Source organism: Tepidibacter thalassicus DSM 15285, assembly GCF_900129915.1.
GTDB lineage: Bacteria > Bacillota > Clostridia > Peptostreptococcales > Peptostreptococcaceae > Tepidibacter > Tepidibacter thalassicus.
The window spans coordinates 14112-38465 of sequence record NZ_FQXH01000019.1 but is presented as its reverse complement, the minus strand read 5'-3'; the positions used below and the strand labels follow the sequence as shown (position 1 = coordinate 38465).

Genomic DNA, 24354 nt, shown 5'->3' with positions numbered 1-24354 from the left:
TTTAGAAAAATCAATTTAAAAGATTTTCTAAATTGGGGATTCGTTACACCCTACTACATCGATAGATGTAGCAAAGCCTATGGAGTGTTATAAACACCAAAGTAGCTACGGCAAAATGGGACACTATGAAGTAGGAAAGAAACAAAAGCTATAAACTTTTGAAATCTTCTTATAAAGTTTTATAAGCTTTTGGTAACGGGTATAAACTTTATTATGAGTATAGATTTTGTTATAGCAAAAAATATTGATGAAGGAAAAAAAATAGATACTTCAGTTCAATTAGAAGAATATATTAGCGATTTTTTATGGAAAAATAGAAGCATTTTAGAATCTGATATAGATATCCTAATTAAAATAGATCCTTATAACCATAAATTATTTACACATAAGGAAATAAAGAAACTATTAATAGAAAGTGAGTTTTTATTAAAAAAGGAAACTATAGCTTTTTTAGAAAATGAGTTTACTAAACAAAATGTTAATAAAGATGAATTTATAAAATTTGCTATTGATCTTAAAAACATGTGTGAACTTGCATTAAAAACAAATAAAACAATTGTTAGTATAGCTGATTAAATAAATAATAAAGACCGTATATAGTAGATTTAGGTTCTTTGTCAAATAGTGTTGGTAAAGAAATCACAAAGTTAATTGTTGGCCGTTTAAAACCGAATAGGTTTTAGACGGCTTTTAACTTTAGTAAATTTTGGCTTATAAGTATTCTATTCTTGAAATGAAAAAAGCTTTTGTAGCCAAATGCAATCCTTTTTATTACTTTAATTTTATTATTAATTCCTTCAATTAATCCGTTTGTATAATCACATTCAAATGTATTTTTTATAACGAATAGGAAATTATATTCCTATTTAAATTGTGGATAAATATAAATTCCGTTATGAGTTTTAAGCAACGGAATTTGTTAGAATTCGTTGGCGCCATGAAATTTTAAAAAAATCTACATTTAAAATCTTTAGAATGAAGACTTTTTTATATAGTCTTTATACTTTTTAATAGATTTAATAGATGTTTTCATGTAATCAGATATATCTGAATGATTATTGTTAAGAATACTCTCAAGTAATTGATAATTTTTTGTTTTAATAGCATATAAAATACTTTGATAAAGGTTGTATGAAGCTTTTAGTTCAGAATTATATGGAATTTATCTATTACAATTTTAAATTTATAAATTTTTTATATAAATGTTTTAACTTAATTATATCAAGGAGGTTGATAGAATGAATAATCATGTTCAAATACTTTTTAATAATTATAAAGGAAAAAACGATAGTTTTATTTATTATTTACATGAAAAAAATATTTTTAACGAAAATAGTTTTATTGAATACTGTAAAGCTATAATAAAAATAACTGAAGAAAATTTTAAAAGATATAATCATAAAAACATAGATAGAAAAATTTCAAAAATGATTAATTATACTTACGGATATATATTAAAATCATTTATAAATCATTTAAATAAAAATGATTTATATAAAATGAGCAATTATCCTGTGAAAAATTTATATGGATATATATCTATATTAGATACAGTTATTAATGCATATTTTGCTGGAAAAAAATTAGATATATCAATAGATGAATTATTAGAAGATATGAGAAGTGATATTGCTAAAATACATAATAAATATCAAAAAATTTAATAAAAAATTTTTATATATTCTTAAAATTATATTATAATTATTATATAAAATTAAAATAAGAAAATGTGTAGATATGATTATGATAAGGATAATGTTTATAAGTTATTCAATAAGGGAGTAGATAGAAAAACATACATTTATGCCAGGGTATCTACTCCTAAGCAAAAAGCTGATTTAGATAATCAAATTAATATGTTAAAGCAATAAGGATTAAGAGAGGTTGAGCTTATCAAATAGTAAAAAAAGTATTCCCCAAAGCATTTGCAGAGGGGATAGAGGGTGTAGGGTTACACCCGGTCAGAGTAGATGTTTAATATTGACTGATAAATAGTTTTATTAAAATTTTTAATGTAACTTATAAATTTTAATAAAATTAATAACCTGGTACAGATGGTATAATTGATTTAAGTAGTGATGAAATTCTATATAAAATAGGAGAATAACTATATGGACTTAACTAAAATTGAAAATTTATTTAATGAGGAAATCAATTTTAATGAGTTAAAACAAAATACTATAAATTACATTAAAAATTTATTAGAAAATTATAAAGATACTTTTTTAATAGAGTGTATTGATGATTTGCCTGAAGATATGCTATTTAAAGATTTAGATATAGAATATAATCGTACAGAAATAATTTTAAATAAAGATTGTAAAGCAAAACCATCATTTAGATTAGTATTTAAGCTAATAAATCCTATCACTGAAGACCCTTTATACATTTATGAAGTAGAGTACAATAATTCTGGAGAGTTTTCTGATGAATTTCTTATTGACTATTACAAATCATTTTAGATAAATTGAATTTGTTAATTTGATACATAGTCTCTTTAACTTTTAATATCTGGAGATTTACGAGAGTTAAATGATCATGCGTTGAAAGATAAATGGAGTGGATACAGAGCTGTGGATATAAAAGGTTTAGGTAGTGATCGAGGACAAAGGAGACTTATTTATAAAAAACTTAAAGATGGTAGCATTGAAGTTGTTGAAATACTAACAAAACACGATTACTAAAAGAGGTGTAAGGAATGAGTTATTATTCTCATGTAATGTTAGAAGTTTATTGTGCTTACGATTATAAAAAATATAAAAACAATCATATGCCCAGTTTTTGTAAAAAAGGAATAGGAAAACCTGGATATCATTGTTTTGAAAACGAATGTGAATTTATAAGTTATACAAATGTTTCACATCAAATTTCTTATGTGGGAGAATTAAGTGAGGTAAAAACTGATATAGGATTTGGTGGGGAGATGGAACCTACTAATTATGATAAAGAGCAAAGAAAAAAATTATTAGCTATTTGGGAAAATATATGTAAAAACAAAATTAAAGAAGCTTATGATGAATACATGAAGGTAAAAAATAGTATTGATTATAAATAAATGTTTTTCTTAAATGAGGGTTGAAAAGATAGTTACAAAATTAATTTTAGCTCTTTGTCAATAAAAAAGAAGCATTTGATATTTACATATATTGAAATAAAAAATATCAAAAGGAAGGTTTTCAATATTATGACAGGATTAAGTGATTTAAGAAAGTTTGCAAAACAACATAAAATAGAAAAAGAAATAGTTAATAGATTCTGGAAATGTTTTGAAAATTATCAAAATTCCAAAAAAGAAGAATTTCTTGAGTTCTTTCCTAATTATAAAAAAAATCTAATAAATGTTGGCTTATATAGACTAGCATTACAGATTAATGAATGGCCAGATATAGGCAATGAAAATATTATTGCTTATTCTCCGATAACATTTAATGGTAATGAAGTAGGAATGTATAAATTAATTTATGATTTATCTGGTGAAATTATAGATGATGTTTTTGTGATTTATTAATTAAAGAATTGTATTAATTTAATTATATCCATATTTTTTACAAAAAATCTGCCTATAATTATAGGCAGATTTTAAATTTATTCTTCCTTTAAATGCGAACCCTGCATTAAAAATGTTAACACTTGTTTAGCTTCAGCAGGATCTTCAACTTCTACAACGATATCATTTGGATTTTCATTAACTATATACATTGCTCCTATTATAGATTTTGCATTTACTGAATATTCTCCTGACTTTAAATAAACCTTTCCTTTTAATTTAGAAACAAACTCCACAAATCTGTTTACATCTTCAACCTTTAAAAAAGTAGCTTTCATAAAAAAACCTCCTTATATTTTTATTTATAATCAATTGCCAAATCCCTAAATCAATTAAAATTTAAGGATTTTTTAATATACTTAGTTATAACTTTTCACGCATCACAATAAAAAATTCCACTGTTGCTCCTTTATCATTATAAATACGTATTTTACCACCATGTTTTTCTACTATAGTTTTAGCTATATATAAACCTAATCCATAACTTCCTATATCTTTTGAACGAGATTTATCTCCTTTATAAAATTTTCTAAAAGCATATTTTAAATCTTCTTCACTAAACCCTTTTCCTGTATCACTTATTATGAATTTTAATTTATTTTTAACCAAACTTATCTTTATACAAATAGAATCTTTGTTATTTGTATACCTAAAACTGTTTATCAAAATATTATCTATAACTTGACATATCCTTAATTTATCCATATAAAAAATAGTATTATTGTCTATATTTTCAGTTATAATACTTAACAATATCCCATTTTTTTCAGCTAATAACTTATACTCTTCTAATTTTTCTTTTATAAAATCTAAAACATTCGTTTTTCGTATATTTAACTTGAATTTCGGATTTTCAAATTTAGATAAAACATTTAAATCTTCAACTAACAAAACAGCTCTATTTGTCGATGTTTCAATTATATCCAAATATTTTTTCAACCTTCTTTCATCTTTATAAAAACCTTCTTTTAACATTTCTACATGACCCTTTATTATAGTAAGAGGCGTTCTCAAATCATGTGAAAGAGATGAAACTATATCTCTTTTTTCTTTTTCAGCAACCCACTGTTTTGTCAATGTTTCTTTAAGTTCACACCGCATTGATTCAAAAGCTTGTATTAATTTTCCAAGTTCATTATTATAAGAATAATTTAATTTAAAATCCAAATCATAATTCTTTATTTTATTAGAAGCATCTATTAATTGTTTCAATGGAATATTTATATTTTTACTAAATTTCTTACCGAATATTATAGAATAAATTATTATAAATAAAAACGGCGATATTAAATATACTATACTACCTAAAAAAAATATTGTTTTATATTTAGAAATAGGTTGTACTTTTAAAATGTACTTAAATATTATTACCCCATTAATATTAAATTTATCATCTATTATAGGTATAAATTTTAAAACTTCATTTTTATTAAGAATACTAGTATTTATTTTATCTATTAGATCATTTTTTTCACAAATAGAATATTCTAAATTCCCATAATTTGTATCTGTTTTAAAATTTACAACCTTATATTCAATTCCCGATAAAGGAATTATTTTTTCTAAATTTTTTTTAAAAGATACATCTAACAACTTGGTATTATTTTCTTTTACATACTTTTCTATTCTAGGCATCTGTTTTTCATAATAATTAGCCGGATAAATCCATGGACTACTTAATATAAAAAAAGCAATTACACTTATAAATACCATACTCAGTATACTACTTATGAGTATCAATATAAATGTTAATATAAACTGTTTTTTCAAAGAATATTTTTCAAACACTATTTCACCTTTCCTTAAATAAAGCTATTTCAACGGCTCAAATCCCATACATACCCCAATCCATATACTGTTTTTATATATGTATTTGTATCATCAAATTGCTTTATTTTCTTTCGAATATTTTTTATAACTTCTGTAACTGTATTTAAATTACTTTCAGAGTCATAACCCCAAACAATATCAAATATTTCTTCTCTAGCGAATACTTTACTTTTATTTAATAACATACACTCTATAATCAAATATTCTTTTTTTGTTAACTTCAAAAGATTACCTTTACAAAAAACTTTTTTAGAAGAAATATCAATTGTAATATTACCCGATGTAAATATATTAAATTTACTAACTCTTACTCTTTTATCTCGTCTTATATGAGATTCAATTTTTGCCCTTAATTCTTTTAAACTAAAAGGTTTAGTAATATAATCATCTCCCCCTATATATAAAGCTTGTATCTTATCTTCCTCCAAAGTTTTTGCACTTAAAAATATAATTGGCGAATAAATTTTATCTCGAATAATTTTACATAATTTCATTCCATCTAAATCAGGCATCATAATATCTAATATAATTAATTCAAAATTATTACTGATAATCTCTAAAGCTTCTTGTCCACTTTTAGCAACTTTAACAGAATAATCATATTCCTCAAGATATTCCTTAATCATACTACAAATTTGTTCTTCATCATCTACTACCAATATATATTTTTTTTTCATATTCAAGCATCCCCCAATCAAACATTTTGCTCCGTTCATTAAATATTATAATTTCAATATATAATATTTCTATAATTTTTTTGTAATATTTACCCATATGTTTACAAATTCCTTATAATTTTATTTTAACATACAAAATATAGAAAATAATTTTTAAAGGAGGACATTTACAATGAATGAAATAATCAAAGTAAAAAACTTATCCAAAAAAATAAAAAAACGCACAATTATTAATAATGTAAGTTTTTCAATAGAAAAAGGTGATATCTGTGGTTTTATAGGCCCTAATGGTTCAGGTAAAACCACAATAATGAGACTATTAACTAATTTGATAACACCTACCTCTGGAGAAATCTATTTAAACAATATAAATGTCAACAAAAATAGAAAAAAAGCACTCCAAAATATAGGAGCAATAGTAGAAACCCCTGTATTTTTTCCTTATTTCACCGGAGAAAAAGCCTTATTAAACCTAGTTATGCTTACAAACTTAAACTCAAAAGATAGAAAAAAACAAGTAAAAAAAGTTCTCAAAATAGTTAATTTACAAGATCAAAGCAAGTATAAAATATCTACATATTCTTTAGGAATGAAACAAAGATTAGGTATAGCTCAAGCACTTTTAAATAATCCCAAAATAATATTACTAGATGAACCTTCAAACGGTTTAGATCCAATAGGAATAATTGAACTCAGAAAACTCATTTTAAAACTAAACAAAGAAAACAATATAACATTTTTTATTTCTAGTCACTTACTAGATGAATTACAAAAAATTTGCAACAAAATACTAATAATAAAAAAAGGCGAATTAATATGGAACGGTAAAAGCAAAGACTTATTTAATTCTCACACAAACTTAGAAAAAGTATTTGTAAATCTTATAAACAGCTAAGGGGGTTATAAAATGTATAAACTTTTTTTATGCGAATGGCAAAAACTATGGAATAAAAAATCAACACTACTGTGTTTTTTGTGTATACCATTAATAATATTTTTCACTGCACAATACTATTTAAAAACAAACACTATACTAAAACCAACTAATCCAGAATTTACATCATTTTATAATTTTCCTGTAGCTGCAATTCAAGAACAACTACTATTTTCCTTTAATATATTAGTTATTTTTTTAATAGTTTTATCAGTAACCGAAGAATATAAAAGCAAACAAATCAGAATGATTCTTATAAGACCAATAAATCTATCTGATATTTTTATAGTAAAGTATATCACAATAATTATAATTGTATTTTTATTTTTAATTACATATTTACTTTGCAGTTATTTTATAGGATACATATTATTTTCTAAAATCAATAAAATAAAAATTTTTTATTGTAATAATACACTTAATGCAAATCAAATGCTTTTATATACCATAAAATATTATTCTATTTCTTTTTTAACACTGTGTACAATGTCTACTATAATATTTTTTATATCTACTATTAGTAAATCAGTAGTAATAGCCTCAGGAACTAGTATAGGAATTTTAATGTTTTTTATAATATATCCTACATTTATCGAAATATTTTTTAGATTTATTAAAACACCAATTAATCTAAATCTAATTAAACTAAAAATGTTATCGATAACTCAAATCCAATTTGAAGGCATTGCAAGAATATTGGGAAGTAAAAACTACTCATCATATGTATTTACCATTTTATTTGTTTATTTCTTCACTTTCTTCTCTCTTTGCTACTATATATATTCAAAAAAAGACTATTACATTTAAAAAGGAGTTTGATAATATGAAAAATTTGATTTTAAGTGAATTAAATAGAATTATAAATAGAAAAAAAAATAAAATTCTTCTCATTATATCTATAATAGTGTTTTTTATATCAGCTTTTTTTATAAAATTATTTCAAGTTGGATTTTATGACCAAATAACTACTATGCCTCTTAATTCATTAAATTTCCCACCATTTTTACTTAGAGAATACCATTTATTTATCATATTAGTATTATGTCCTACAATTTTTATTGAAAGTTTTAATCATGAAAACACTTCTGGGTGTTATAGAAATATAATGCTAAGACCTTTTAGTAAATTTGAATTTTTTATATCTAAAATTATAAGTTGCTCTTTAATATCAGCCTTATTTATATTCAGTATATTTGTATTATCTACTATATATGGATATATATTCCTTCCCAAAGTTGAATATACTAATTTTTTTAATATAAATAACACATTTTCTTCATTAGAAAGTTTTTTTTACAACTTCAAATTTTACTTATTAGAATATTTAATTATATTATCATTTCTAGGAATAAGCTGTCTGACATCTCTAACAAACAAAAACTCTACATTAGCTTTCCTAGGTAGTATAGGAGTTTGTATTGGATTATTATATTTATCTGATAAATTATCTTTTTTATTATTTAGTACTCCATCAATTTTTGATATGCTTTCAAATACAAATAATTACGTCTTTATATATAGCTCATTAATAATCATCATAACTATTTCTATTAGTATTATAATTTTCATTAAAAAAGATTATTTATATTAAATTAATATAATAGAGGCCGTTTTCCCTAAAAACAGCCTCTTAATTTATATTTAATAATTTCCTTGTGCCATCATAGCTTCTGCTACTTTTAAAAATCCAGCTATATTAGCTCCTGCAACTAAATTATAACCAAATCCATATTCTTCAGCAGCTTTCATAGCATTGTTATGAATATTTTTCATTATATCATGAAGCTTAGAATCAACTTCTTCTCTACTCCAAGCAAGTCTCATACTATTTTGAGACATCTCAAGAGCAGAAACTGCAACCCCACCAGCATTTGCAGCTTTAGCAGGTCCAACAATCACTCCATTTTCTAAGAAATATTCAACAGCTTCATTAGTACATGGCATATTAGCACCTTCGCAAACAAATTTAATTCCATTTGCAACTATTTGTTTAGCATGTTCTAATGAAATATCATTTTGAATAGCACATGGCATTATTATATCAACTTTTTGTCCCCATGGCTTTTCTCCTGGGAAGAATTCTACCCCAAACTTATCTGCATAATCTTTAACTCTAGCACCTTTATTTTCTTTTAACATTTCAACTAAGAAATTTATCTTCTCATCAGTTACCACTCCATCTGGATCATATATATAACCATCTGGTCCAGAAAGTGTAACAACCTTTCCTCCAAGATCTCTAACCTTTTGACACGCTCCCCAAGCAACATTACCAAATCCTGAAACAGCTACTGTTTTACCTTCAAAAGTTTCCCCTTCATGTTTTAACATTTCATTACAGAAATACGTTACCCCAAAACCTGTAGCTTCAGGTCTAATTAAACTACCCCCGTATTGCAATCCTTTTCCTGTAAGAACTCCATTTTCAAATGCTCCTTTAATTCTTCTATACTGTCCATAAAGATATCCTATTTCTCTACCGCCAACACCAATATCTCCAGCAGGAACATCAACATCTGGTCCTATATGTCTATAAAGTTCTGTCATAAAACTTTGACAAAATCTCATTATTTCTTCATCTGATTTTCCTCTTGGATCAAAATCAGAACCACCTTTACCTCCGCCTATTGGAAGTCCAGTTAATGAATTTTTGAATATTTGTTCAAAACCTAAAAACTTAATTATACCTATGTAAACTGATGGATGAAATCTAAGTCCACCTTTATAAGGACCAATCGCCCCATTAAATTGAACTCTCATACCACGATTAACTTGTATATTTCCTTCATCATCAACCCATGGCACTCTAAATATTATTTGTCTTTCAGGCTCAGTTATTCTCTCTAAAAGATTTGCTTTTATGTACTCTGGATGTCTTTCTAAAACCGGCGCTAGAGTATTTAACACCTCTTCAACAGCTTGTATAAATTCAGGTTCACTAGCATTTCTCTTTTTAACATTTTCAAGAACATTTTTTATGTACTCTTTAGGATCTAAAATTTGCTTTGCCATTACAGGAACCCCCCTCAAATAATAATATTTTTTATCCAAACTTTTCATAAAGCTTGTCGAAATCAGAGGAAAATGTTTTCCCACTCCCTAATTGAATTATAACATAGTTATTTTTGATTTGTAAACATATTAAAACTTATTTATTTTTTGACAAATCCAATAACATGTATATTTATTCTTATAATATTCAATAACGTCATTTTTTCTAGTATATTTAACACTTTTTCCTGTATTTCCATACATTTTCTCAATATTTCGAATGTTTTAATCTCAATTTCTATATTCACTTCAATTCCAGACTTACTGTGTTTTATATATACACAAACCAATTCACAAACACTATCAAATTTGGATATCTCATAACGCACAATTTGTTTTATAGCCTTTTCTGATATAAAATACTTTCCCATATAACTAAATGTAGGTCTAATAAGAGTTTTCTCTACCTCTTTTATTTCACTATACTTATTCTTAAATAATAACTTTATAGGATTAGTTAAAAGTCCAGAAAAATGCCTTTTAACTTCAAAAGTAGGAAGCGGAACAATATGTATACCCTTTTCTAGTCTACTTTTTTTCGCTTCTTCTATTTCTTCTTTCGTAGCTATATCGTATATACTTATCTCTTTATATATATTTCCAAGATTTAACCTTTGAGATATTATATTTATCATTTTTTTAGATGTACCTATAACAAGTATTTTATCTATTTTATTTTTTTCTATAACTTCTCTTACAGAATTTCTATGATTTATATCCTCAAATATAGCTAGTTTTACAGCCTTCATTTTTGTAGATGCATTCTTAGCTGAGGTTCCAGCAATTATTTTATTTTTGTATATTAGTATTCCATCGTCAATTATATAATCTATGTCATTTTCATAAGCAACTTTCAAAGCTCTATAACTTTTACCTGTTCCACTAGGTCCAAACAATGCATATACCTTCATAAATACATTCCTTTCTTCATTAATATTATTTATTATACCACTTATACATATATACAAAAACTAAAAAGAGGGCTAAAACGCCCTCCTTAAGTTAAGATACTTTATCCATATTTCTACTTGCAACTATATTAACCCCTGTATTTAATACATTTTCAACTACTATATCTCCAACTTTTACAGGTGCACTGATTTTTACTTCATCTAAAAACTCCATTAAATCAAATATAAGTTCTTTTGGTATAGGTCCATTAGTTTTTACAGGCAATAAATTCAATACACCATCTTTTATTTTAACAGTAGTAGTAACTACCCTTTTTGGACAAGTCATTTCCTCTATAGCGTACTTTTCTCCTCTTTTACAAGTATTTCCTTCTACAGTATAATTCCCATCTTCATGTTTTATAACTTTCATTCTACATCCCATAGGACATACTATACATGTAATATTTTTCTCCATACATTACACCCCCTCTACACAAACCTCAATATTTCCGCTTAAATTTTTAATAATATCTAAATTTAATTTTAAACTTTCCATTTCAGAAGGTATCATATGCACTCTTTTCTTTTCTAATATTACATTTTCTCCACATTTTACAACTAATTTTTTGTTTTTATAAATATCTCTAACTCTCATAAATAAATTTACTTCTTCGTCACTTCCCAAATCTATATGTTGTGGAACAATATAACTTACTCCATTACCTGCCTTAGTTTCTACGGACTTATCTTTCCTAGATCTATCCATGGCATATAAAGCTGCATTTCTACCTGCAATTCTACTTTCTCTAGTTACAAAATCAACCAAATCATGAACATGCACAACATTACCACAAGCAAATATTCCTTCAATATTAGTTTGCATTCTATTATCTACAATAGGACCATTAGTTCTTCTATCTAAATTTATACCTGTATCCATAGAAAGTTCATTTTCAGGAATTAATCCTACAGATAACAAAAGCGTATCGCATTCTATAAATCTCTCAGTTCCTTCTACTGGACGTTTATCTTTACCTGTTTTCGCAATAGTTACTCCCTTTACTCTATCTTTTCCATGAACATAAGTTATACAATGCTCTAACAAAAGAGGAATATCAAAATCATCAAGACATTGCACTATATTTCTAGTAAGTCCACTTGAATGAGGTTTTCTCTCTATTACAGCTTCTACCTTAGCACCTTCTAAAGTCATTCTTCTAGCCATTATTAACCCTATATCTCCTGAACCATATATAACAACTTTTTTACCAACCATATAACCTTCCATATTCATAAATCTTTGAGCAGCTCCTGCCGTATATACTCCTGAAGGTCTATATCCTGGAAGATCTATTGCTCCTCTTGTTCTTTCTCTACAACCCATAGCGAGAACTACTGCTTTTGAGTTAATATCAATAAGTCCACTTTCCCCTAAAGCAATTATATTTTTATCTTTATCTATACTCAAAACCATAGTATTTAACATATAATCTATATTAAACTCTTTTGCCATTTCTATAAACCTAGTGGCATATTCAGGTCCAGTAAGTTCTTCTTTAAATTCATGAAGACCAAACCCATTATGAATACATTGATTTAATATTCCACCCAATTCTCTATCTCTTTCAATTATCAAAACCTTTTCTAAACCTGTTTTTTTGGCTTCAATAGCAGCACCAAGTCCTGCTGGGCCTCCTCCAACTACAACTACATCATATTTCAACCTTCTCACCCCTTGATTCTTTTACTTTTCCTAATATCATCTTAGAATTTTCATAATCTTTTAAAACTTCCTGCATATCCATATTAAGCTCTCTTGCAAGTATTTCAACTACTCTAGGTCCACAAAAACCTCCTTGACATCTACCCATTCCAGGTCTTACTCTTCTTTTAACCCCATCTACTGTTCTAGCTCCAGCAGGTCTATGAATTGCATCTATTATTTCAGCTTCTGTTACTGTTTCACATCTACATATTATTTTACTGTGTCTACTGTCTTTAGCTATAGCCTCTATTCTTTCTTCTTTACTCATATGAGCAAATGCTTTTTCTCTTTTTCTATAAGGATTAAAATCTTCTTTCTTATCAAGATTAAGTCCCTCTTTTTTTAATATATCAATAACGTATTTTGCAATCGCAGGAGCAGCTGTAAGTCCTGGCGACTCTATTCCTCCTACATTTATAAATCCCTTTGCTTTATTTGATGCAAATATCATAAAATCCTTAGTATTTGGAGTAGCTCTAACTCCAGCAAATGAAGTTATAGTTTTAGAAGTATCTACATTAGGCATAGTCTTTTTAGCTAATTTTGTTAAAAAATCTAATCCATCGTATGTTATAGATACATCTTCTCTATCTTCAACTTCATTAGCAGTTGGCCCTAAAAGTAAATTTCCATGAACTGTTGGAGTTACAAGTACTCCTTTTCCTTTTTTAGTTGGACACTGAAACAAAACATGCTTTGCCATTGTTCCTTCTGATCTATCAAGAACTCTGTATTCTCCCTTTCTAGGGATTATATAATACTCATCTCCGCCAATCATATTATTTATCTTATCAGCATACAAACCAGCAGCATTTATTACATATTTCGCTTTAACATATCCTTTTTTAGTTTTTATATTAAAATAATCTCCCTCTTTATCTATATCCAAAACTTCAGATTCTGATTTAAACTCTACCCCATTGACGATAGCGTTTTCCACAAGAGCAACAGTTAAATTAAACGGACAAACAATACCCGCACTAGAACAATAAAGAGCAGCTACTACTTCATCGCTTATATTAGGTTCTATTTCTTTTATCTCTTGTTTGTTTAATATCTTAAGCCCATCAACTTCATTAACAATACCTCTTTGATAAAGTTCATCGAGTATTTTTACTTCTTCATCATTAAACGCAAGTACTAATGATCCTATTTTTTTAAATTGAACATCTAAATCACAACAAAGCTTTTCATACATCTTATTACCTTCTACATTTAATTTTGCTTTTAAAGTTCCTGGTACTGCATCGTATCCTCCGTGAACTATTGCACTATTTGCCTTTGTAGTTCCTTGGCAAACTTCAACTCCTTTTTCTAATATTACTGTGCTTAATTTATAACTTGAAAGTTCTCTAGCAATACTAGCACCTACAACTCCAGCCCCAATTACGGCTACATCAAACATAATTACTCCTCCTTATTCTAAAATCAAAAATACAAAAAGAGAGCCTATAATTAGGCTCTCCCTTCTCCATGCCTCAAAATTCAAATAAATTATTATATATTTTTAAACTTCCATTTCAGCTTCTTTCAAGTCTTCCTTTTCCCATTCCAAAGCTCTTTTTACAGCTTTCTTCCATCCATTATACAATATTTTTCTCCTTTTGTCATCCATTTTTGGAATAAATTCTCTGTCAATTGCCCATTTTTGTTTTATCTCTTCTTTATCTTTCCAAAATCCAACTGCAAGACCTGCAAGATATGCTGCTCCTAATGCAGTCGTTTCTATAACTTCCGGTCTATGAACTACAACATTTAATATATCTCCCTGAAACTGCATTAAAAAATTATTTGCACAAGCCCCACCATCTACTTTAAGTCCCTTAAGCTCTATTCCTGAATCATCTTGCATAGCATTTAAAACGTCTTTAGTTTGATATGCAATAGATTCAAGTGTTGCTCTAACTAAATGTTCCCTCTTCGCTCCTCGAGTAAGCCCAACAATAACACCTCTTGCATACATATCCCAATATGGAGCCCCAAGACCTGTAAATGCTGGAACTACATAAACTCCATTAGTATCCTCTACAGAGTTTGCATAAAATTCTGATTCACTAGCATTATATATAAGTTTTAGTTCATCTCTAAGCCACTGAACTGATGCACCACCAATAAATATACTTCCTTCAAGTGCATATTCAACCTTTCCATCTAATCCCCAAGCTATAGTAGTTAAAAGTCCATTTTTAGATTCAACAGGTTTTTCCCCTGTATTCATAAGCATAAAACATCCTGTTCCATAAGTATTTTTAGCCATACCTTTTTCAAAACAAGCCTGACCAAACAATGCTGCTTGTTGATCTCCAGCAACTCCTGCAATAGGTATTTTTGCTCCTCCAAATGTATGTTCATCAGTAACTCCATATACACAACTTGATGGTTTAACTTCTGGAAGCATAGATTTTGGTATATCAAGCTCTTTAAGTATCTCATCATCCCATTTTAATTCTTTTATATTGTAAATCATAGTTCTCGATGCATTAGAATAATCAGTTACATGAACTTTTCCCCTAGTTAAATTCCATATTAACCAAGTATCTATATTACCAAATAACAATTCTCCTTTTTCAGCTTTTTCTCTAGCTCCCTCTACATTGTCTAATATCCATTTTATTTTTGTACCAGAAAAATAAGCATCAACTACAAGTCCTGTCTTTTCTCTTATACTACTTTCAAGTCCTTTTTCCTTTAATTCATCACATATAGAAGCAGTTCTTCTACATTGCCAAACAATCGCATTATAAATTGGTTTTCCTGTATTTTTATCCCAAACAACTGTTGTTTCTCTTTGATTAGTTATTCCTATCGCTGCAACTTCTTCTGGCCTTATTCCCGTTTTCTCTAAAACTTCTCTTGCAACACCACTTTGAGTTCCCCATATTTCCATAGCATCATGTTCCACCCATCCTGCCTTTGGATATATTTGAGTAAATTCTTTTTGAGCAACCCCAACTATTTTTCCTTCTCTATTAAATAATATAGCTCTAGAACTTGTAGTCCCTTGGTCTAAAGACATTATATATTTCTTCTCCATAATTATCCCCCCTATATATTTTTTTCTAATTCTTCACTATTTTCTAAATAAACTCTTACTCCTTTATCATATACAAAGCCACCAATTAATCCTCCAATAATTGGTCCTACAATTGGAACCCAAAAATAATTATTTACACCTAATGCAATTTTACCCCATCCAGACATCATAGCAAATAATTTTGGTCCAAAATCTCTAGCTGGATTCATTGCAAATCCTGTCAAACTACCAAAAGATCCACCTATTATTGCAATAGTTAAACCTATCATAATAGGGGCTAAATTTGATTTAGGTGAACCTGAATTTTTATCATCTCCAACAGCAAATATTACCATAACTAAAAACATTGTTATAACAATTTCTACAAGCATTGCTTCAAAATTATTTAAATACGGTTTTGGATAAGTAGAAAATATTCCTGCATCTGCTAAACTTTCAATACTTCCCCTTATAATATTATTTGATTTCTCAAATTCAAAAAATGCATCTTTATATAATAAGTATGTAGTTGCGGCTCCTGAAAATGTACCTAAAAATTGAGCTATTATATATCCTAATATTTTATTTTTTGGAAAATTCCTATATGCAGCTAAAGCTAAAGTTACTGCTGGATTTATATGGGTTCCTGATACTGCTCCAGTTATATATATAGCCATTGTAACAGCAAGTCCCCATACAATACTTATCTCCCATTGAGTTGCTGGTGCTCCATTTAAAACTAATGATGCTACACAACCTGATCCTATAAATAGTAAAATCCATGATCCTATAAATTCTGAAATACACTCTCCTAAAAACGTTTTCCTCATCACTATACCTCCTCTAATAAAATTTCATACACAAAAAAAAAGAGAGAGCCTTAAGTAATGGCTCTCCCTTCTCTCGCCTTTTTCTTAATACCATTATAATATATATAGTTAAAAATAGCAATCATTTTTTGAAATTCTTTTAATTTTCCGAAAACTTATTTATATTCTCCTTTTTTAACTTTCTCTATTAAATCTTCTACTTTTTCCTTTATTATATCTCTTGTATTTCTAAAATCTTCAATAGGTCCTCCTGATGGGTCTTCAAGTCCCCAGTCTTCTAAATATTTACATGGTACAAAAGGACATACAACATTACATCCCATAGTTATTAATATATCTATTTCTTTAGGAATATCAGTTAAAAGTTTTGGATAGTGTTTACTCATATTTATTCCCACCTCTTCCATAACCTGAACTGCCCCTTGCTTTACTTCATGATATTTTTCTGTTCCTGCTGAATAAACTTCAAGCACTTCACTTCCTAATTGTTTTGCCCAAGCTTCTGCCATTTGTGAACGACATGAATTATGAACACAAACAAATGCTACTTTTTTTTTCATATTACTCCTCCTTATTCCTTTTTTCCAAACCAATGCCTTGTATTATTTGCTATTTTAACAAGAGTAAGCATAAGTGGAACTTCAACTAATACTCCAACAACAGTTGCAAGTGCTGCTCCTAAAAAAACTGCTCCAGCTAGATAATCAGCTACTAAATCTGCTGGAATCAAATTTCTAAAAACTATTTTCAAGAAAAATCCAACTATTAAGTACATAATAAATGGTTTTATTACCCAATTTGTAACACAAGTTACTGTAAGTCCTTTCGGTTTTTTTCTTTATTTTTAGCCATTTATTTTTTTAAGGGCATCTATCAATAAATCAATATCTTCCCTTTCATTAAAATAACCTATTCCTATTCTTGCCGTCCCTATTTTTTGCGTTCCTATTACTTTATGAGCACTTGGTGCACAATGAAGACCTGCTCTGATCATAATACCATAATTTTGATCAAGCTCATAAGCTACTTCTTCAGCTGATTTATTTTTTAAATTAAACGAAATCACACCTATTATTTTTTCAACATCTTTAGGCCCATAAATAGATATATTTTTTACTTCTTTTAATCTTTTAAGAGCATACGACAGTACTTGTTTTTCTTTATTTAAAATTTTATCTATACCCTTTTTTTGTATAAATTTTATAGCTTCCAAAAGCCCTACTATACCACTAACATTGAGCGTTCCAGTTTCTAATCTATTTGGAAAATAATTTGGTTGATATTCATAAGATGAATCTCCACCTGTTCCTCCAGATTTCAAAGGATTTATGTCTTTATCCCAATTCAAAACAAGTCCTCCTGTCCCCATAGGTCCAAGTAAGCTTTTATGTCCCGTAAATGCCAGTAAATCAATATTATCTTTTTTTACATCAATAGGGTATACTCCTGCTGTTTGAGCAGCATCTACTAGAAAAGGAATTTTATATTTTCTAGCAATAGCTCCTATTTCTCTTATTGGCTGTATTGTTCCAAGTACATTAGAAGCATGTGTAAATACAATAAGCGCTGTATTTTCTTTTATATATTTTTCCACATCATCTACATTTGTATATCCCATTTCAGTACAAGGTACTGTAGAAATACTTATCCCAATATCTCTTTCTAAAGTTTTAAGACATCTCCATACTGCATTATGTTCAAGAGAACTTGTTATTACATGATCTCCTCTTTTTAATATTCCTTTTATAGCTAAGTTCAAAGCTTCTGTTACATTTGATGTAAAAATAACTTTTTTAGGGTCATCATGATTAAATAAAGACGCAATATGTTTTCTTGTTTCATAAACTAATCTATCTGATTCCATGGCCCTTTCATAAGCTCCTCTTCCAGATGTTGCACCAATATTAACCATAAAATTGTATACTGCATCAGATACCTGTTTTGGCTTCGGAAAAGAAGTCGCCGCATTATCTAAATATATTCCCACAACTAAATCCCCCTTTTAAAACAATTTTAACCTTATACCGTTTATTTAACAATATTAATTATCATAATTATTGCCGCTAATAAATTTGTCAAAGCAAAAACTTTTTTCAAGTTTTTAGGTTTACTTTTAATTGCATATTTACTTCCTATTAATCCACCAATTACAGCAACAACAGTAAGCGGTATAGCAAGTTGAGGACTAAAATCACCATTAATACTATGTCCTATAAAACCCATTAAAGCTGTAACTGCAACCATTGCAGATGAAGTTCCAACCGCTATTTCCATAGGTATACCACATAATATAACCATAAGAGGTATCTTAAACGCACCCCCCGATATTCCAATAGCACCAGCAAAAAAACCTACTATAGCTGTAATTGGCAAAGCAAGCCATAAATTAACTGTATATTTGTATTCTCCAAAAGTTCTATTCCAATAACCCAATTTATCAGTTTGCTCTATGGTTTTTTCTTTTACTGAAATAAGCATAAAAATTGATATTACTATTAATAGTATAGCAAACATCCATTTTAAAATAGTTGCTTCAATATTTCCAGCAAAATACCCTCCAACAAAAGCCATAATATCTGTAGGTGGATCAATAATCAATGCTAACTTCCAATCGACTTTTTTATGTTTATTAAAAATAATCATTGAAGCAATTGAAGTTCCCATCATTATCAACTGTGAAGTAGTAGCTGCATTATGTATCGAAATGCCAGCTAATACCATTGTCAATACATAAAAATTGCCTCCGCCCTTTCCCACCATCGACATTGAAATAGCTATAATTAATATTATAACACTCATTAATACTATTGAATTCATTTTTATCACTTCTTTCTTTTTCTAACTAATACAAATGTATATTTCACTTTAAAAAAGTAGACTTATTTAAATCTAAGTCTACCTTTTTAATATTTTTACTATTGAATAACTTTTTTAATTTCTTCAGGCTTTGCAACCCTTCCAGATATTTTTACCTTCTCATCTACAACAAGAGCTGGTGTCTTCATAACCCCATATTTCATTATTTCTTTAAAATCTTCAACTTTTTCAATAGTAGCCTCTACTCCTAATTCCTCTAAAGCTTTTTGTGTGTTTTCATATAACACCTTACAATTTTTACATCCTCCACCTAAAATTTTAATCACCATACAAATCCCTCCTTTAATTTATTTTTTTATATTAATAAATGCGCTATGGCATTAAACATATAACCAACCAAAACAATTGCAACTCCTGTAATTCCTACAAATATAGCTATTAATTTAGGTTTTATTACTTTTCTCAATAAAATCATTTCAGGAAGTGATAATGCTGTTGTTGCCATCATAAAAGAAAGTGCTGTTCCTATCCCTACTCCCTTGAGAATTAAAGCTTCTGCAATAGGTATTGTTCCAAGAGCATTAGAATAAAGTGGTATTGCAAATACAACTGCAACAATTACTGCAAGTGGATTTTGTGGTCCTGCATATTTTGCAAGAAGCGGTGCTGGTGCCCACCCATGTATCAATGCTCCTATTCCTATACCAATTATTAAATAAATCCATATTCTCTTTATAATATCTTTTACATTTTGAATAGCAAAATCTATTCTTTGCTTTCTTGTTAACTCCTCAATTTCAGATTCCCCCATTTTTATTTCATATACATACTCCTCTACTTCCTTTTCCAATTTAAGACTTCCAATCAATATTCCTCCAAATACTCCAACAACTACTCCTGTTAAAACATAAGTTATAGCTATTTTCCATCCAAACGAAGCTAATAATATTGCAAAAGCAGCCTCATTTACAATTGGAGAAGTAATCAAAAACGAAAAAGTTACTCCAAGCGGAATTCCAGCTTCAACAAATCCTATAAAAAGTGGAACAGATGAACAAGAACAAAACGGAGTTACAATACCTAAAAGCGAAGCCATTATATTCCCTGTAATTCCACTAAATTTTTCTAACTTCTTCTTTGTTTTTTCTGGCGGAAAATAACTTCTAATATAAGATATTGCAAATATCATTATTCCTAAAAGTATTATTATCTTTATGGTGTCATAAATAAAAAAGTGAATACTCGATCCAAGTCTCGATGCCATGGAAACTCCAAATACATTTTCAACAAGTAATTTCACCAAATTATCAAGCCACTTAAATTGGAGAATTCCATTAAACCATTTTAACATTTTAATCATCTCCTAACTTTTCATTTATTTCTTTTATATTCTTAACTACCATTTTCTCTATAATCTCTATAACATCAAGTATTTCAATATTTTTAATACTGTAATGCATCCATAGTCCATTTTTTTGCGCATTTAAAATTCCCGCATCTTTTAATATCTTTAAATGCTGTGATAAATTTGATTGGCTAAATTCTACATCTTTATTCAATTCACATACACATAATTTTTTATCACTTAACTTTTTTATAATTTTTAATCTTATCGGATGTGCTAATGCTTTAAATATCTTAGTTTCCATATTTTCTAAATTTACAGCCATGGCTTAATCCTCCTAAAACTATATTATTATATTAGTATTTTCTAATACACTTATATATTATGCGTTTTTCAACTTTTTGTCAATAAAAAAACATATATTTATTGGCAATTATAATCGCCAATAAATATATGTTTACTAACTCATCATTCTTCCCAAAGTTTTTCATTACTTGTAGATACCGATATAGCTCCATTTTTTAACACTTCTATTACTTCTTCTTTTTTTTCTACAAGCCCTCCTGCTATTATAGGTACATTAATCTTTTCACTCACTCGTTTTATAACCTTAGGCATTATTCCTGGCATTATTTCTATGGCTTGAGGTCTAACCTTCTTTAAACCATCCAAAGCACTCTCCAAAGACATAGAATCTAACAAAAAAAACCTTTGAACTACATTTACATTTTTATCTATTGCCCTTTTTACTATATTTACTTTAGTAGTTATTACTCCTTCTATATTTAAATTTTCACATATATAATCTATAACTATAGGATTTGAAGCAATTCCTGTAATCATATCTAAATGTATAAACACTTTTTTATTATGATTATTCAAAAATTCTACTTTCTCTTTCAAACTCATTATATCTCCATATAATAAAAATACAATATTACAATCTGATTTTACTACATCTTCCAACCCCTTATCATTTTTTATCGCAGCAATTATAGGATTATATTCTAATAATTTTCTCAATATAGTTAACCCCCTATTATTTTTATACTTTATTATATAATACTACAACTACACTACAAACTATCACTATTTATAGCAAAAAGAATCCTTAATTTAAGGATTCTTTTTATCTTTTCTTGCTCCATCATCTAATTTTATATTATTATCTTACTTATAAACATCACATTCTTCTGTATCTAATAATTTCTTTGATGATACACTTATAAGTAACGCTCCTACAGGTGCTGTAATCAATATTGACAAGACTGCTATCGCTAAAATAATATCTCCAGATACTACTCCTACAGCTAAAGGTACCGCTCCAATTGCAGCTTGTACTGTTGCTTTTGGAATATATGAAATTATACAAAATAATCTTTCTTTATAATTTAAATCAGTTCCTAAAACAGACAAAAATACTCCTATACTTCTTGCTACAAGTCCAATAAGTATTATAATAAGCCCTTTAGTTCCAGATTCAAATGCAACCGAAATATTAACCTGTGCCCCTACCAATACAAAAAGTAATATTTGTGCAAATACCCATATTTTATTAAAACTATCAGCTAATTTTTTATACATTTCTTGTGTTTTTTCTCTCATAATAAATCCAATAGTCATAACACCTAATAATGATGCTATTTCAATTTTATCTTCTAATAAAACTTCTATCGAAGTAAGAAGTATTGCTCCACTAAGTACAACTAGTACCTTTTGAGTATCGTTAATATGATATTTATTAAAAATTTTTATAATCACTAAAGCTGTAATTAGCCCTAAAATTACTCCTAAAATTATCGATAATGGTATGCCTAAAATCTGTATAGCAATATTAATATTTTTACCACTATACAACCCCATAAAAGTCCCAAATATTGTAATAGCAAAAACATCATCAATAGATGATCCTGCAAGCATTAATGTCGGAACTCCTTTTTTAGAACCTATCCCTTTTTGAATTAAATCAAGCATTTGAGGAACCACTACAGCAGGAGAAACAGCTGCAATTATAAATCCAAGTATTCCTCCTTCAATAAATGAGAATCCTAAAACTTTTGTAGAAACAACAGCAATAGTAAATCCCTCTATTATGCCAGGAATGCAACCTAATTTTAAGGCAGTATTTCCAACTCTTTTTAATTCATTTCTACTTATTCCAAAACCGGCTCTTAATAAAATTATAATTAATGCAATCTTTCTTAAATCTGAAGATATATTTAATATCTCTGGAGCAATCAAATTTAATCCATAAGGCCCAATTATTACACCTAAAATTAACATTCCTAACAACCCAGGTAATTTTAATTTTTTAAAAAACTGATTTGCCAATAACCCTAATAATATAATAATAGCTAAACTAGTTGACATAAAACCTCCTCCTTATTTTGATTTAATTTCCTCTATATAAACAAAAAAACTCCTATAGATAATATAAACAAAATTATCTATAGGAGTCATCAGCATTTAAGCACTTTCGGTGAACTCCATCACCATCAATTATATATTATAACATAAAATATAATTTTTCAAGTAAATTTTATAATTAATAAACCTTTTTATTTTTTCAACAAAAAAAATTGTTTAAAAAACAATTATATGTGTATAATATAATTGTTAGCAGTTGTTCTTTTTAACTATATCTGCTATAATTTAATTAAAATTTATAACTTTAATTTAAAGGAGGAGTTTTAAATGGCTTACAAAATCACTGACGCTTGCATAAGCTGTGGAGCTTGTGAAGCAGAATGTCCAGTTAACGCTATAAGTGCTGGAGACGATAAATACGTTATAGATGCTGATACTTGCATCGATTGTGGAGCTTGTGCTGGAGTTTGTCCAGTAGATGCACCTGTTGCTGAGTAATACATACAATAAGCTACCAATTTACTTGGTAGCTTTATTTTTTTCATTAAGTAAATAAGATAATGTAAATAAACTCTCTGTAAGATGGACATTTTCTACAACTACATCTTCTGGCAATTCCAAATCAACTGGAGCAAAATTCCATATTCCATTTATTCCTGCTCTAACCAATTTATCAGCAACATCTTGAGCACTTTCTTTTGGTGTACATATAACCGCTATTTTTATATCATTTTCTTTTATATAATCTTCCATTATTTCTACATCTAATATCTCAAGCTCTCTTATTTTAAGCCCTATAAATCTAGGATTAGCTTCAAACAAAGCCTTTATTTCAAATCCTGATTTTTGGAACCCACTATAATTCGCAATAGCTTGACCTAAATTTCCAGCACCTACTATTATTGTTTTATATACATTGTTAAGTCCTAATATTTTACCTATTTCATTATAAAGTTCTTCAACATTATATCCATATCCTTGCTGCCCAAAGCCTCCAAAATTATTTAAATCTTGCCTTATTTGAGAAGCTGTAAATCCTATTATTTCACTTAATTCTTTAGATGAAATTCTATGTATATCTCTTTCTAATAAATCCTTTAAATATCTATGATATTTTGGTAACCTTCTTATTACAGCCATAGAAATGTGTTTAGCCATATATTCACCTACTTTTCCCATTTTGTATAAATTTTTGGTATTTTTGATATAATTGTAACAAAGTATCAAGTCAATGTCAATTTTCACATTAAACATTATAACATAATTATTTAACTTTTTTAATACT

At 27.9% G+C, this 24354-nt stretch carries 28 protein-coding genes, 3 pseudogenes and 1 riboswitch; of the genes and pseudogenes, 10 read left to right on the top strand and 21 right to left on the bottom strand.

The window, feature by feature from the left end:
- Nucleotides 1-213 precede the first annotated feature (213 nt).
- The gene (locus BUA19_RS08480) at nt 214-576 is read left to right on the top strand and encodes a hypothetical protein (protein ID WP_072725601.1); all 363 of its coding nucleotides are present in this window, start codon (nt 214-216) and stop codon (nt 574-576) included.
- A 103-nt stretch (nt 577-679) separates the two neighbouring features.
- Here BUA19_RS08480 and BUA19_RS08475 read toward each other — a convergent pair.
- A pseudogene (locus BUA19_RS08475) lies at nt 680-853 on the bottom strand (transposase); the annotation flags it as partial.
- A gap of 385 nt (nt 854-1238) precedes the next feature.
- Between BUA19_RS08475 and BUA19_RS08470 the strand changes: the two are divergent.
- The 5 genes and pseudogenes from BUA19_RS08470 to BUA19_RS08450 all read left to right on the top strand — a co-directional run bounded on the left by BUA19_RS08470 (nt 1239) and on the right by BUA19_RS08450 (nt 3508).
- Entirely contained in the window at nt 1239-1664 is a 426-nt protein-coding gene (locus tag BUA19_RS08470; RefSeq protein WP_072725599.1) for an Imm41 family immunity protein, read from the top strand.
- A gap of 69 nt (nt 1665-1733) precedes the next feature.
- Nucleotides 1734-1868, top strand: a pseudogene (locus BUA19_RS08465) (IS607-like element ISCbo10 family transposase); the annotation flags it as partial.
- A gap of 243 nt (nt 1869-2111) precedes the next feature.
- The gene (locus BUA19_RS08460) at nt 2112-2462 is read left to right on the top strand and encodes a hypothetical protein (protein WP_072725598.1); all 351 of its coding nucleotides are present in this window, start codon (nt 2112-2114) and stop codon (nt 2460-2462) included.
- Nucleotides 2463-2698: 236 nt separating this feature from the next.
- Nucleotides 2699-3055, top strand: coding sequence for a hypothetical protein (locus BUA19_RS08455; RefSeq protein ID WP_072725596.1), 357 nt, complete (start codon nt 2699-2701; stop codon nt 3053-3055).
- Between the two features lie 129 nt (nt 3056-3184).
- Nucleotides 3185-3508 (top strand): hypothetical protein, encoded by a 324-nt coding sequence (locus BUA19_RS08450; protein WP_072725594.1) that lies wholly within the window; start codon nt 3185-3187, stop codon nt 3506-3508.
- 77 nt (nt 3509-3585) lie between these two features.
- Here BUA19_RS08450 and BUA19_RS08445 read toward each other — a convergent pair whose 3' ends face one another.
- The 3 genes from BUA19_RS08445 to BUA19_RS08435 all read right to left on the bottom strand — a co-directional run bounded on the left by BUA19_RS08445 (nt 3586) and on the right by BUA19_RS08435 (nt 6054).
- Nucleotides 3586-3825 (bottom strand): HPr family phosphocarrier protein, encoded by a 240-nt coding sequence (locus BUA19_RS08445; RefSeq protein ID WP_072725592.1) that lies wholly within the window; start codon nt 3823-3825, stop codon nt 3586-3588.
- An 85-nt stretch (nt 3826-3910) separates the two neighbouring features.
- Nucleotides 3911-5335, bottom strand: a complete 1425-nt coding sequence (locus BUA19_RS08440) for a sensor histidine kinase (RefSeq protein ID WP_072725590.1) — start codon at nt 5333-5335, stop codon at nt 3911-3913.
- A gap of 29 nt (nt 5336-5364) precedes the next feature.
- Nucleotides 5365-6054 (bottom strand): response regulator transcription factor, encoded by a 690-nt coding sequence (locus BUA19_RS08435; RefSeq protein ID WP_072725588.1) that lies wholly within the window; start codon nt 6052-6054, stop codon nt 5365-5367.
- Between the two features lie 172 nt (nt 6055-6226).
- Between BUA19_RS08435 and BUA19_RS08430 the strand changes: the two genes are divergently transcribed.
- The 3 genes from BUA19_RS08430 to BUA19_RS08420 are packed head-to-tail and all read left to right on the top strand — an operon-like array spanning nt 6227 to nt 8579.
- Entirely contained in the window at nt 6227-6949 is a 723-nt protein-coding gene (locus BUA19_RS08430; protein ID WP_072725586.1) for an ABC transporter ATP-binding protein, read from the top strand.
- A 12-nt stretch (nt 6950-6961) separates the two neighbouring features.
- On the top strand, nt 6962-7795 hold the full coding sequence (locus BUA19_RS08425) for an ABC transporter permease (RefSeq protein WP_072725584.1): 834 nt from the start codon (nt 6962-6964) through the stop codon (nt 7793-7795).
- Nucleotides 7796-7811: 16 nt separating this feature from the next.
- On the top strand, nt 7812-8579 hold the full coding sequence (locus BUA19_RS08420; protein ID WP_072725582.1) for a hypothetical protein: 768 nt from the start codon (nt 7812-7814) through the stop codon (nt 8577-8579).
- 50 nt (nt 8580-8629) lie between these two features.
- On the opposite strand, the gene gdhA is transcribed toward BUA19_RS08420, so the two are convergent.
- The 16 genes and pseudogenes from gdhA to BUA19_RS08340 form a co-directional block, all read right to left on the bottom strand.
- Nucleotides 8630-10000, bottom strand: a complete 1371-nt coding sequence (gdhA, locus tag BUA19_RS08415; protein WP_072725580.1) for an NADP-specific glutamate dehydrogenase — start codon at nt 9998-10000, stop codon at nt 8630-8632.
- Nucleotides 10001-10140: 140 nt separating this feature from the next.
- Complete coding sequence (locus BUA19_RS08410; RefSeq protein WP_072725605.1) at nt 10141-10950, bottom strand: hypothetical protein; 810 nt, start codon at nt 10948-10950, stop codon at nt 10141-10143.
- A gap of 91 nt (nt 10951-11041) precedes the next feature.
- On the bottom strand, nt 11042-11407 hold the full coding sequence (locus BUA19_RS08405; protein WP_072725579.1) for a DUF1667 domain-containing protein: 366 nt from the start codon (nt 11405-11407) through the stop codon (nt 11042-11044).
- A gap of 3 nt (nt 11408-11410) precedes the next feature.
- Entirely contained in the window at nt 11411-12655 is a 1245-nt protein-coding gene (locus BUA19_RS08400; protein ID WP_072725577.1) for an NAD(P)/FAD-dependent oxidoreductase, read from the bottom strand.
- Nucleotides 12645-14102, bottom strand: coding sequence for an NAD(P)/FAD-dependent oxidoreductase (locus tag BUA19_RS08395; RefSeq protein WP_072725575.1), 1458 nt, complete (start codon nt 14100-14102; stop codon nt 12645-12647). Before BUA19_RS08395 ends, BUA19_RS08400 begins: the two co-directional genes overlap by 11 nt.
- Nucleotides 14103-14204: 102 nt before the next feature.
- Complete coding sequence (glpK, locus tag BUA19_RS08390) at nt 14205-15731, bottom strand: glycerol kinase GlpK (RefSeq protein WP_072725573.1); 1527 nt, start codon at nt 15729-15731, stop codon at nt 14205-14207.
- Between the two features lie 11 nt (nt 15732-15742).
- A complete protein-coding gene (locus tag BUA19_RS08385; RefSeq protein ID WP_072725572.1) occupies nt 15743-16540 on the bottom strand; it encodes an MIP/aquaporin family protein in 798 nt (265 codons plus the stop codon).
- A gap of 155 nt (nt 16541-16695) precedes the next feature.
- Nucleotides 16696-17100 carry an arsenate reductase ArsC gene (locus BUA19_RS08380; RefSeq protein WP_072725570.1) on the bottom strand — a complete coding sequence of 135 codons (405 nt, stop codon included), beginning with the start codon at nt 17098-17100 and terminating at the stop codon, nt 16696-16698.
- A gap of 11 nt (nt 17101-17111) precedes the next feature.
- Nucleotides 17112-17363 (bottom strand): annotated as a pseudogene (locus tag BUA19_RS12170) (hypothetical protein); the annotation flags it as partial.
- Between the two features lie 21 nt (nt 17364-17384).
- Nucleotides 17385-18527: an aminotransferase class V-fold PLP-dependent enzyme gene (locus BUA19_RS08370; RefSeq protein WP_072725565.1), complete on the bottom strand. Its 1143-nt coding sequence runs from the start codon at nt 18525-18527 to the stop codon at nt 17385-17387.
- A gap of 41 nt (nt 18528-18568) precedes the next feature.
- Nucleotides 18569-19357: a sulfite exporter TauE/SafE family protein gene (locus BUA19_RS08365; RefSeq protein WP_072725564.1), complete on the bottom strand. Its 789-nt coding sequence runs from the start codon at nt 19355-19357 to the stop codon at nt 18569-18571.
- 98 nt (nt 19358-19455) lie between these two features.
- Nucleotides 19456-19686, bottom strand: a complete 231-nt coding sequence (locus BUA19_RS08360) for a thioredoxin family protein (RefSeq protein ID WP_072725562.1) — start codon at nt 19684-19686, stop codon at nt 19456-19458.
- Nucleotides 19687-19712: 26 nt separating this feature from the next.
- The gene (locus BUA19_RS08355; RefSeq protein WP_072725560.1) at nt 19713-20708 is read right to left on the bottom strand and encodes a permease; all 996 of its coding nucleotides are present in this window, start codon (nt 20706-20708) and stop codon (nt 19713-19715) included.
- Nucleotide 20709: 1 nt separating this feature from the next.
- Nucleotides 20710-21027 (bottom strand): ArsR/SmtB family transcription factor, encoded by a 318-nt coding sequence (locus tag BUA19_RS08350; protein WP_072725558.1) that lies wholly within the window; start codon nt 21025-21027, stop codon nt 20710-20712.
- Between the two features lie 143 nt (nt 21028-21170).
- Nucleotides 21171-21725 (bottom strand): glycerol-3-phosphate responsive antiterminator, encoded by a 555-nt coding sequence (locus BUA19_RS08345; RefSeq protein WP_084602007.1) that lies wholly within the window; start codon nt 21723-21725, stop codon nt 21171-21173.
- A gap of 147 nt (nt 21726-21872) precedes the next feature.
- Nucleotides 21873-23072 carry a cation:proton antiporter gene (locus BUA19_RS08340; RefSeq protein WP_072725554.1) on the bottom strand — a complete coding sequence of 400 codons (1200 nt, stop codon included), beginning with the start codon at nt 23070-23072 and terminating at the stop codon, nt 21873-21875.
- 73 nt (nt 23073-23145) lie between these two features.
- Nucleotides 23146-23205: riboswitch (Fluoride riboswitch) on the bottom strand.
- A gap of 191 nt (nt 23206-23396) precedes the next feature.
- Between BUA19_RS08340 and BUA19_RS08335 the strand changes: the two genes are divergently transcribed.
- Nucleotides 23397-23567, top strand: a complete 171-nt coding sequence (locus BUA19_RS08335; protein ID WP_072725552.1) for a DUF362 domain-containing protein — start codon at nt 23397-23399, stop codon at nt 23565-23567.
- Nucleotides 23568-23588: 21 nt separating this feature from the next.
- On the opposite strand, the gene BUA19_RS08330 is transcribed toward BUA19_RS08335, so the two are convergent.
- Nucleotides 23589-24227 (bottom strand): redox-sensing transcriptional repressor Rex, encoded by a 639-nt coding sequence (locus tag BUA19_RS08330; protein WP_143145410.1) that lies wholly within the window; start codon nt 24225-24227, stop codon nt 23589-23591.
- Nucleotides 24228-24354 lie beyond the last annotated feature (127 nt).

What these genes read in the sequence shown, in the direction of transcription:
- BUA19_RS08380 (WP_072725570.1), bottom strand. Translation starts at nt 17,100, where the DNA reads ATGAAAAAAAAAGTAGCATTTGTTTGTGTTCATAATTCATGTCGTTCA.
- glpK (WP_072725573.1), bottom strand. Translation starts at nt 15,731, where the DNA reads ATGGAGAAGAAATATATAATGTCTTTAGACCAAGGGACTACAAGTTCT.
- BUA19_RS08480 (WP_072725601.1), top strand. Translation starts at nt 214, where the DNA reads ATGAGTATAGATTTTGTTATAGCAAAAAATATTGATGAAGGAAAAAAA.
- gdhA (WP_072725580.1), bottom strand. Translation starts at nt 10,000, where the DNA reads ATGGCAAAGCAAATTTTAGATCCTAAAGAGTACATAAAAAATGTTCTT.
- BUA19_RS08410 (WP_072725605.1), bottom strand. Translation starts at nt 10,950, where the DNA reads ATGAAGGTATATGCATTGTTTGGACCTAGTGGAACAGGTAAAAGTTAT.
- BUA19_RS08365 (WP_072725564.1), bottom strand. Translation starts at nt 19,357, where the DNA reads ATGAATTCAATAGTATTAATGAGTGTTATAATATTAATTATAGCTATT.
- BUA19_RS08460 (WP_072725598.1), top strand. Translation starts at nt 2,112, where the DNA reads ATGGACTTAACTAAAATTGAAAATTTATTTAATGAGGAAATCAATTTT.
- BUA19_RS08420 (WP_072725582.1), top strand. Translation starts at nt 7,812, where the DNA reads ATGAAAAATTTGATTTTAAGTGAATTAAATAGAATTATAAATAGAAAA.
- BUA19_RS08350 (WP_072725558.1), bottom strand. Translation starts at nt 21,027, where the DNA reads ATGGCTGTAAATTTAGAAAATATGGAAACTAAGATATTTAAAGCATTA.
- BUA19_RS08335 (WP_072725552.1), top strand. Translation starts at nt 23,397, where the DNA reads ATGGCTTACAAAATCACTGACGCTTGCATAAGCTGTGGAGCTTGTGAA.
- BUA19_RS08435 (WP_072725588.1), bottom strand. Translation starts at nt 6,054, where the DNA reads ATGAAAAAAAAATATATATTGGTAGTAGATGATGAAGAACAAATTTGT.
- BUA19_RS08470 (WP_072725599.1), top strand. Translation starts at nt 1,239, where the DNA reads ATGAATAATCATGTTCAAATACTTTTTAATAATTATAAAGGAAAAAAC.
- BUA19_RS08360 (WP_072725562.1), bottom strand. Translation starts at nt 19,686, where the DNA reads ATGGTGATTAAAATTTTAGGTGGAGGATGTAAAAATTGTAAGGTGTTA.
- BUA19_RS08450 (WP_072725594.1), top strand. Translation starts at nt 3,185, where the DNA reads ATGACAGGATTAAGTGATTTAAGAAAGTTTGCAAAACAACATAAAATA.
- BUA19_RS08405 (WP_072725579.1), bottom strand. Translation starts at nt 11,407, where the DNA reads ATGGAGAAAAATATTACATGTATAGTATGTCCTATGGGATGTAGAATG.
- BUA19_RS08385 (WP_072725572.1), bottom strand. Translation starts at nt 16,540, where the DNA reads ATGAGGAAAACGTTTTTAGGAGAGTGTATTTCAGAATTTATAGGATCA.
- BUA19_RS08355 (WP_072725560.1), bottom strand. Translation starts at nt 20,708, where the DNA reads ATGTTAAAATGGTTTAATGGAATTCTCCAATTTAAGTGGCTTGATAAT.
- BUA19_RS08455 (WP_072725596.1), top strand. Translation starts at nt 2,699, where the DNA reads ATGAGTTATTATTCTCATGTAATGTTAGAAGTTTATTGTGCTTACGAT.
- BUA19_RS08445 (WP_072725592.1), bottom strand. Translation starts at nt 3,825, where the DNA reads ATGAAAGCTACTTTTTTAAAGGTTGAAGATGTAAACAGATTTGTGGAG.
- BUA19_RS08340 (WP_072725554.1), bottom strand. Translation starts at nt 23,072, where the DNA reads ATGTCAACTAGTTTAGCTATTATTATATTATTAGGGTTATTGGCAAAT.
- BUA19_RS08330 (WP_143145410.1), bottom strand. Translation starts at nt 24,227, where the DNA reads ATGGCTAAACACATTTCTATGGCTGTAATAAGAAGGTTACCAAAATAT.
- BUA19_RS08395 (WP_072725575.1), bottom strand. Translation starts at nt 14,102, where the DNA reads ATGTTTGATGTAGCCGTAATTGGGGCTGGAGTTGTAGGTGCTAGTATT.
- BUA19_RS08425 (WP_072725584.1), top strand. Translation starts at nt 6,962, where the DNA reads ATGTATAAACTTTTTTTATGCGAATGGCAAAAACTATGGAATAAAAAA.
- BUA19_RS08430 (WP_072725586.1), top strand. Translation starts at nt 6,227, where the DNA reads ATGAATGAAATAATCAAAGTAAAAAACTTATCCAAAAAAATAAAAAAA.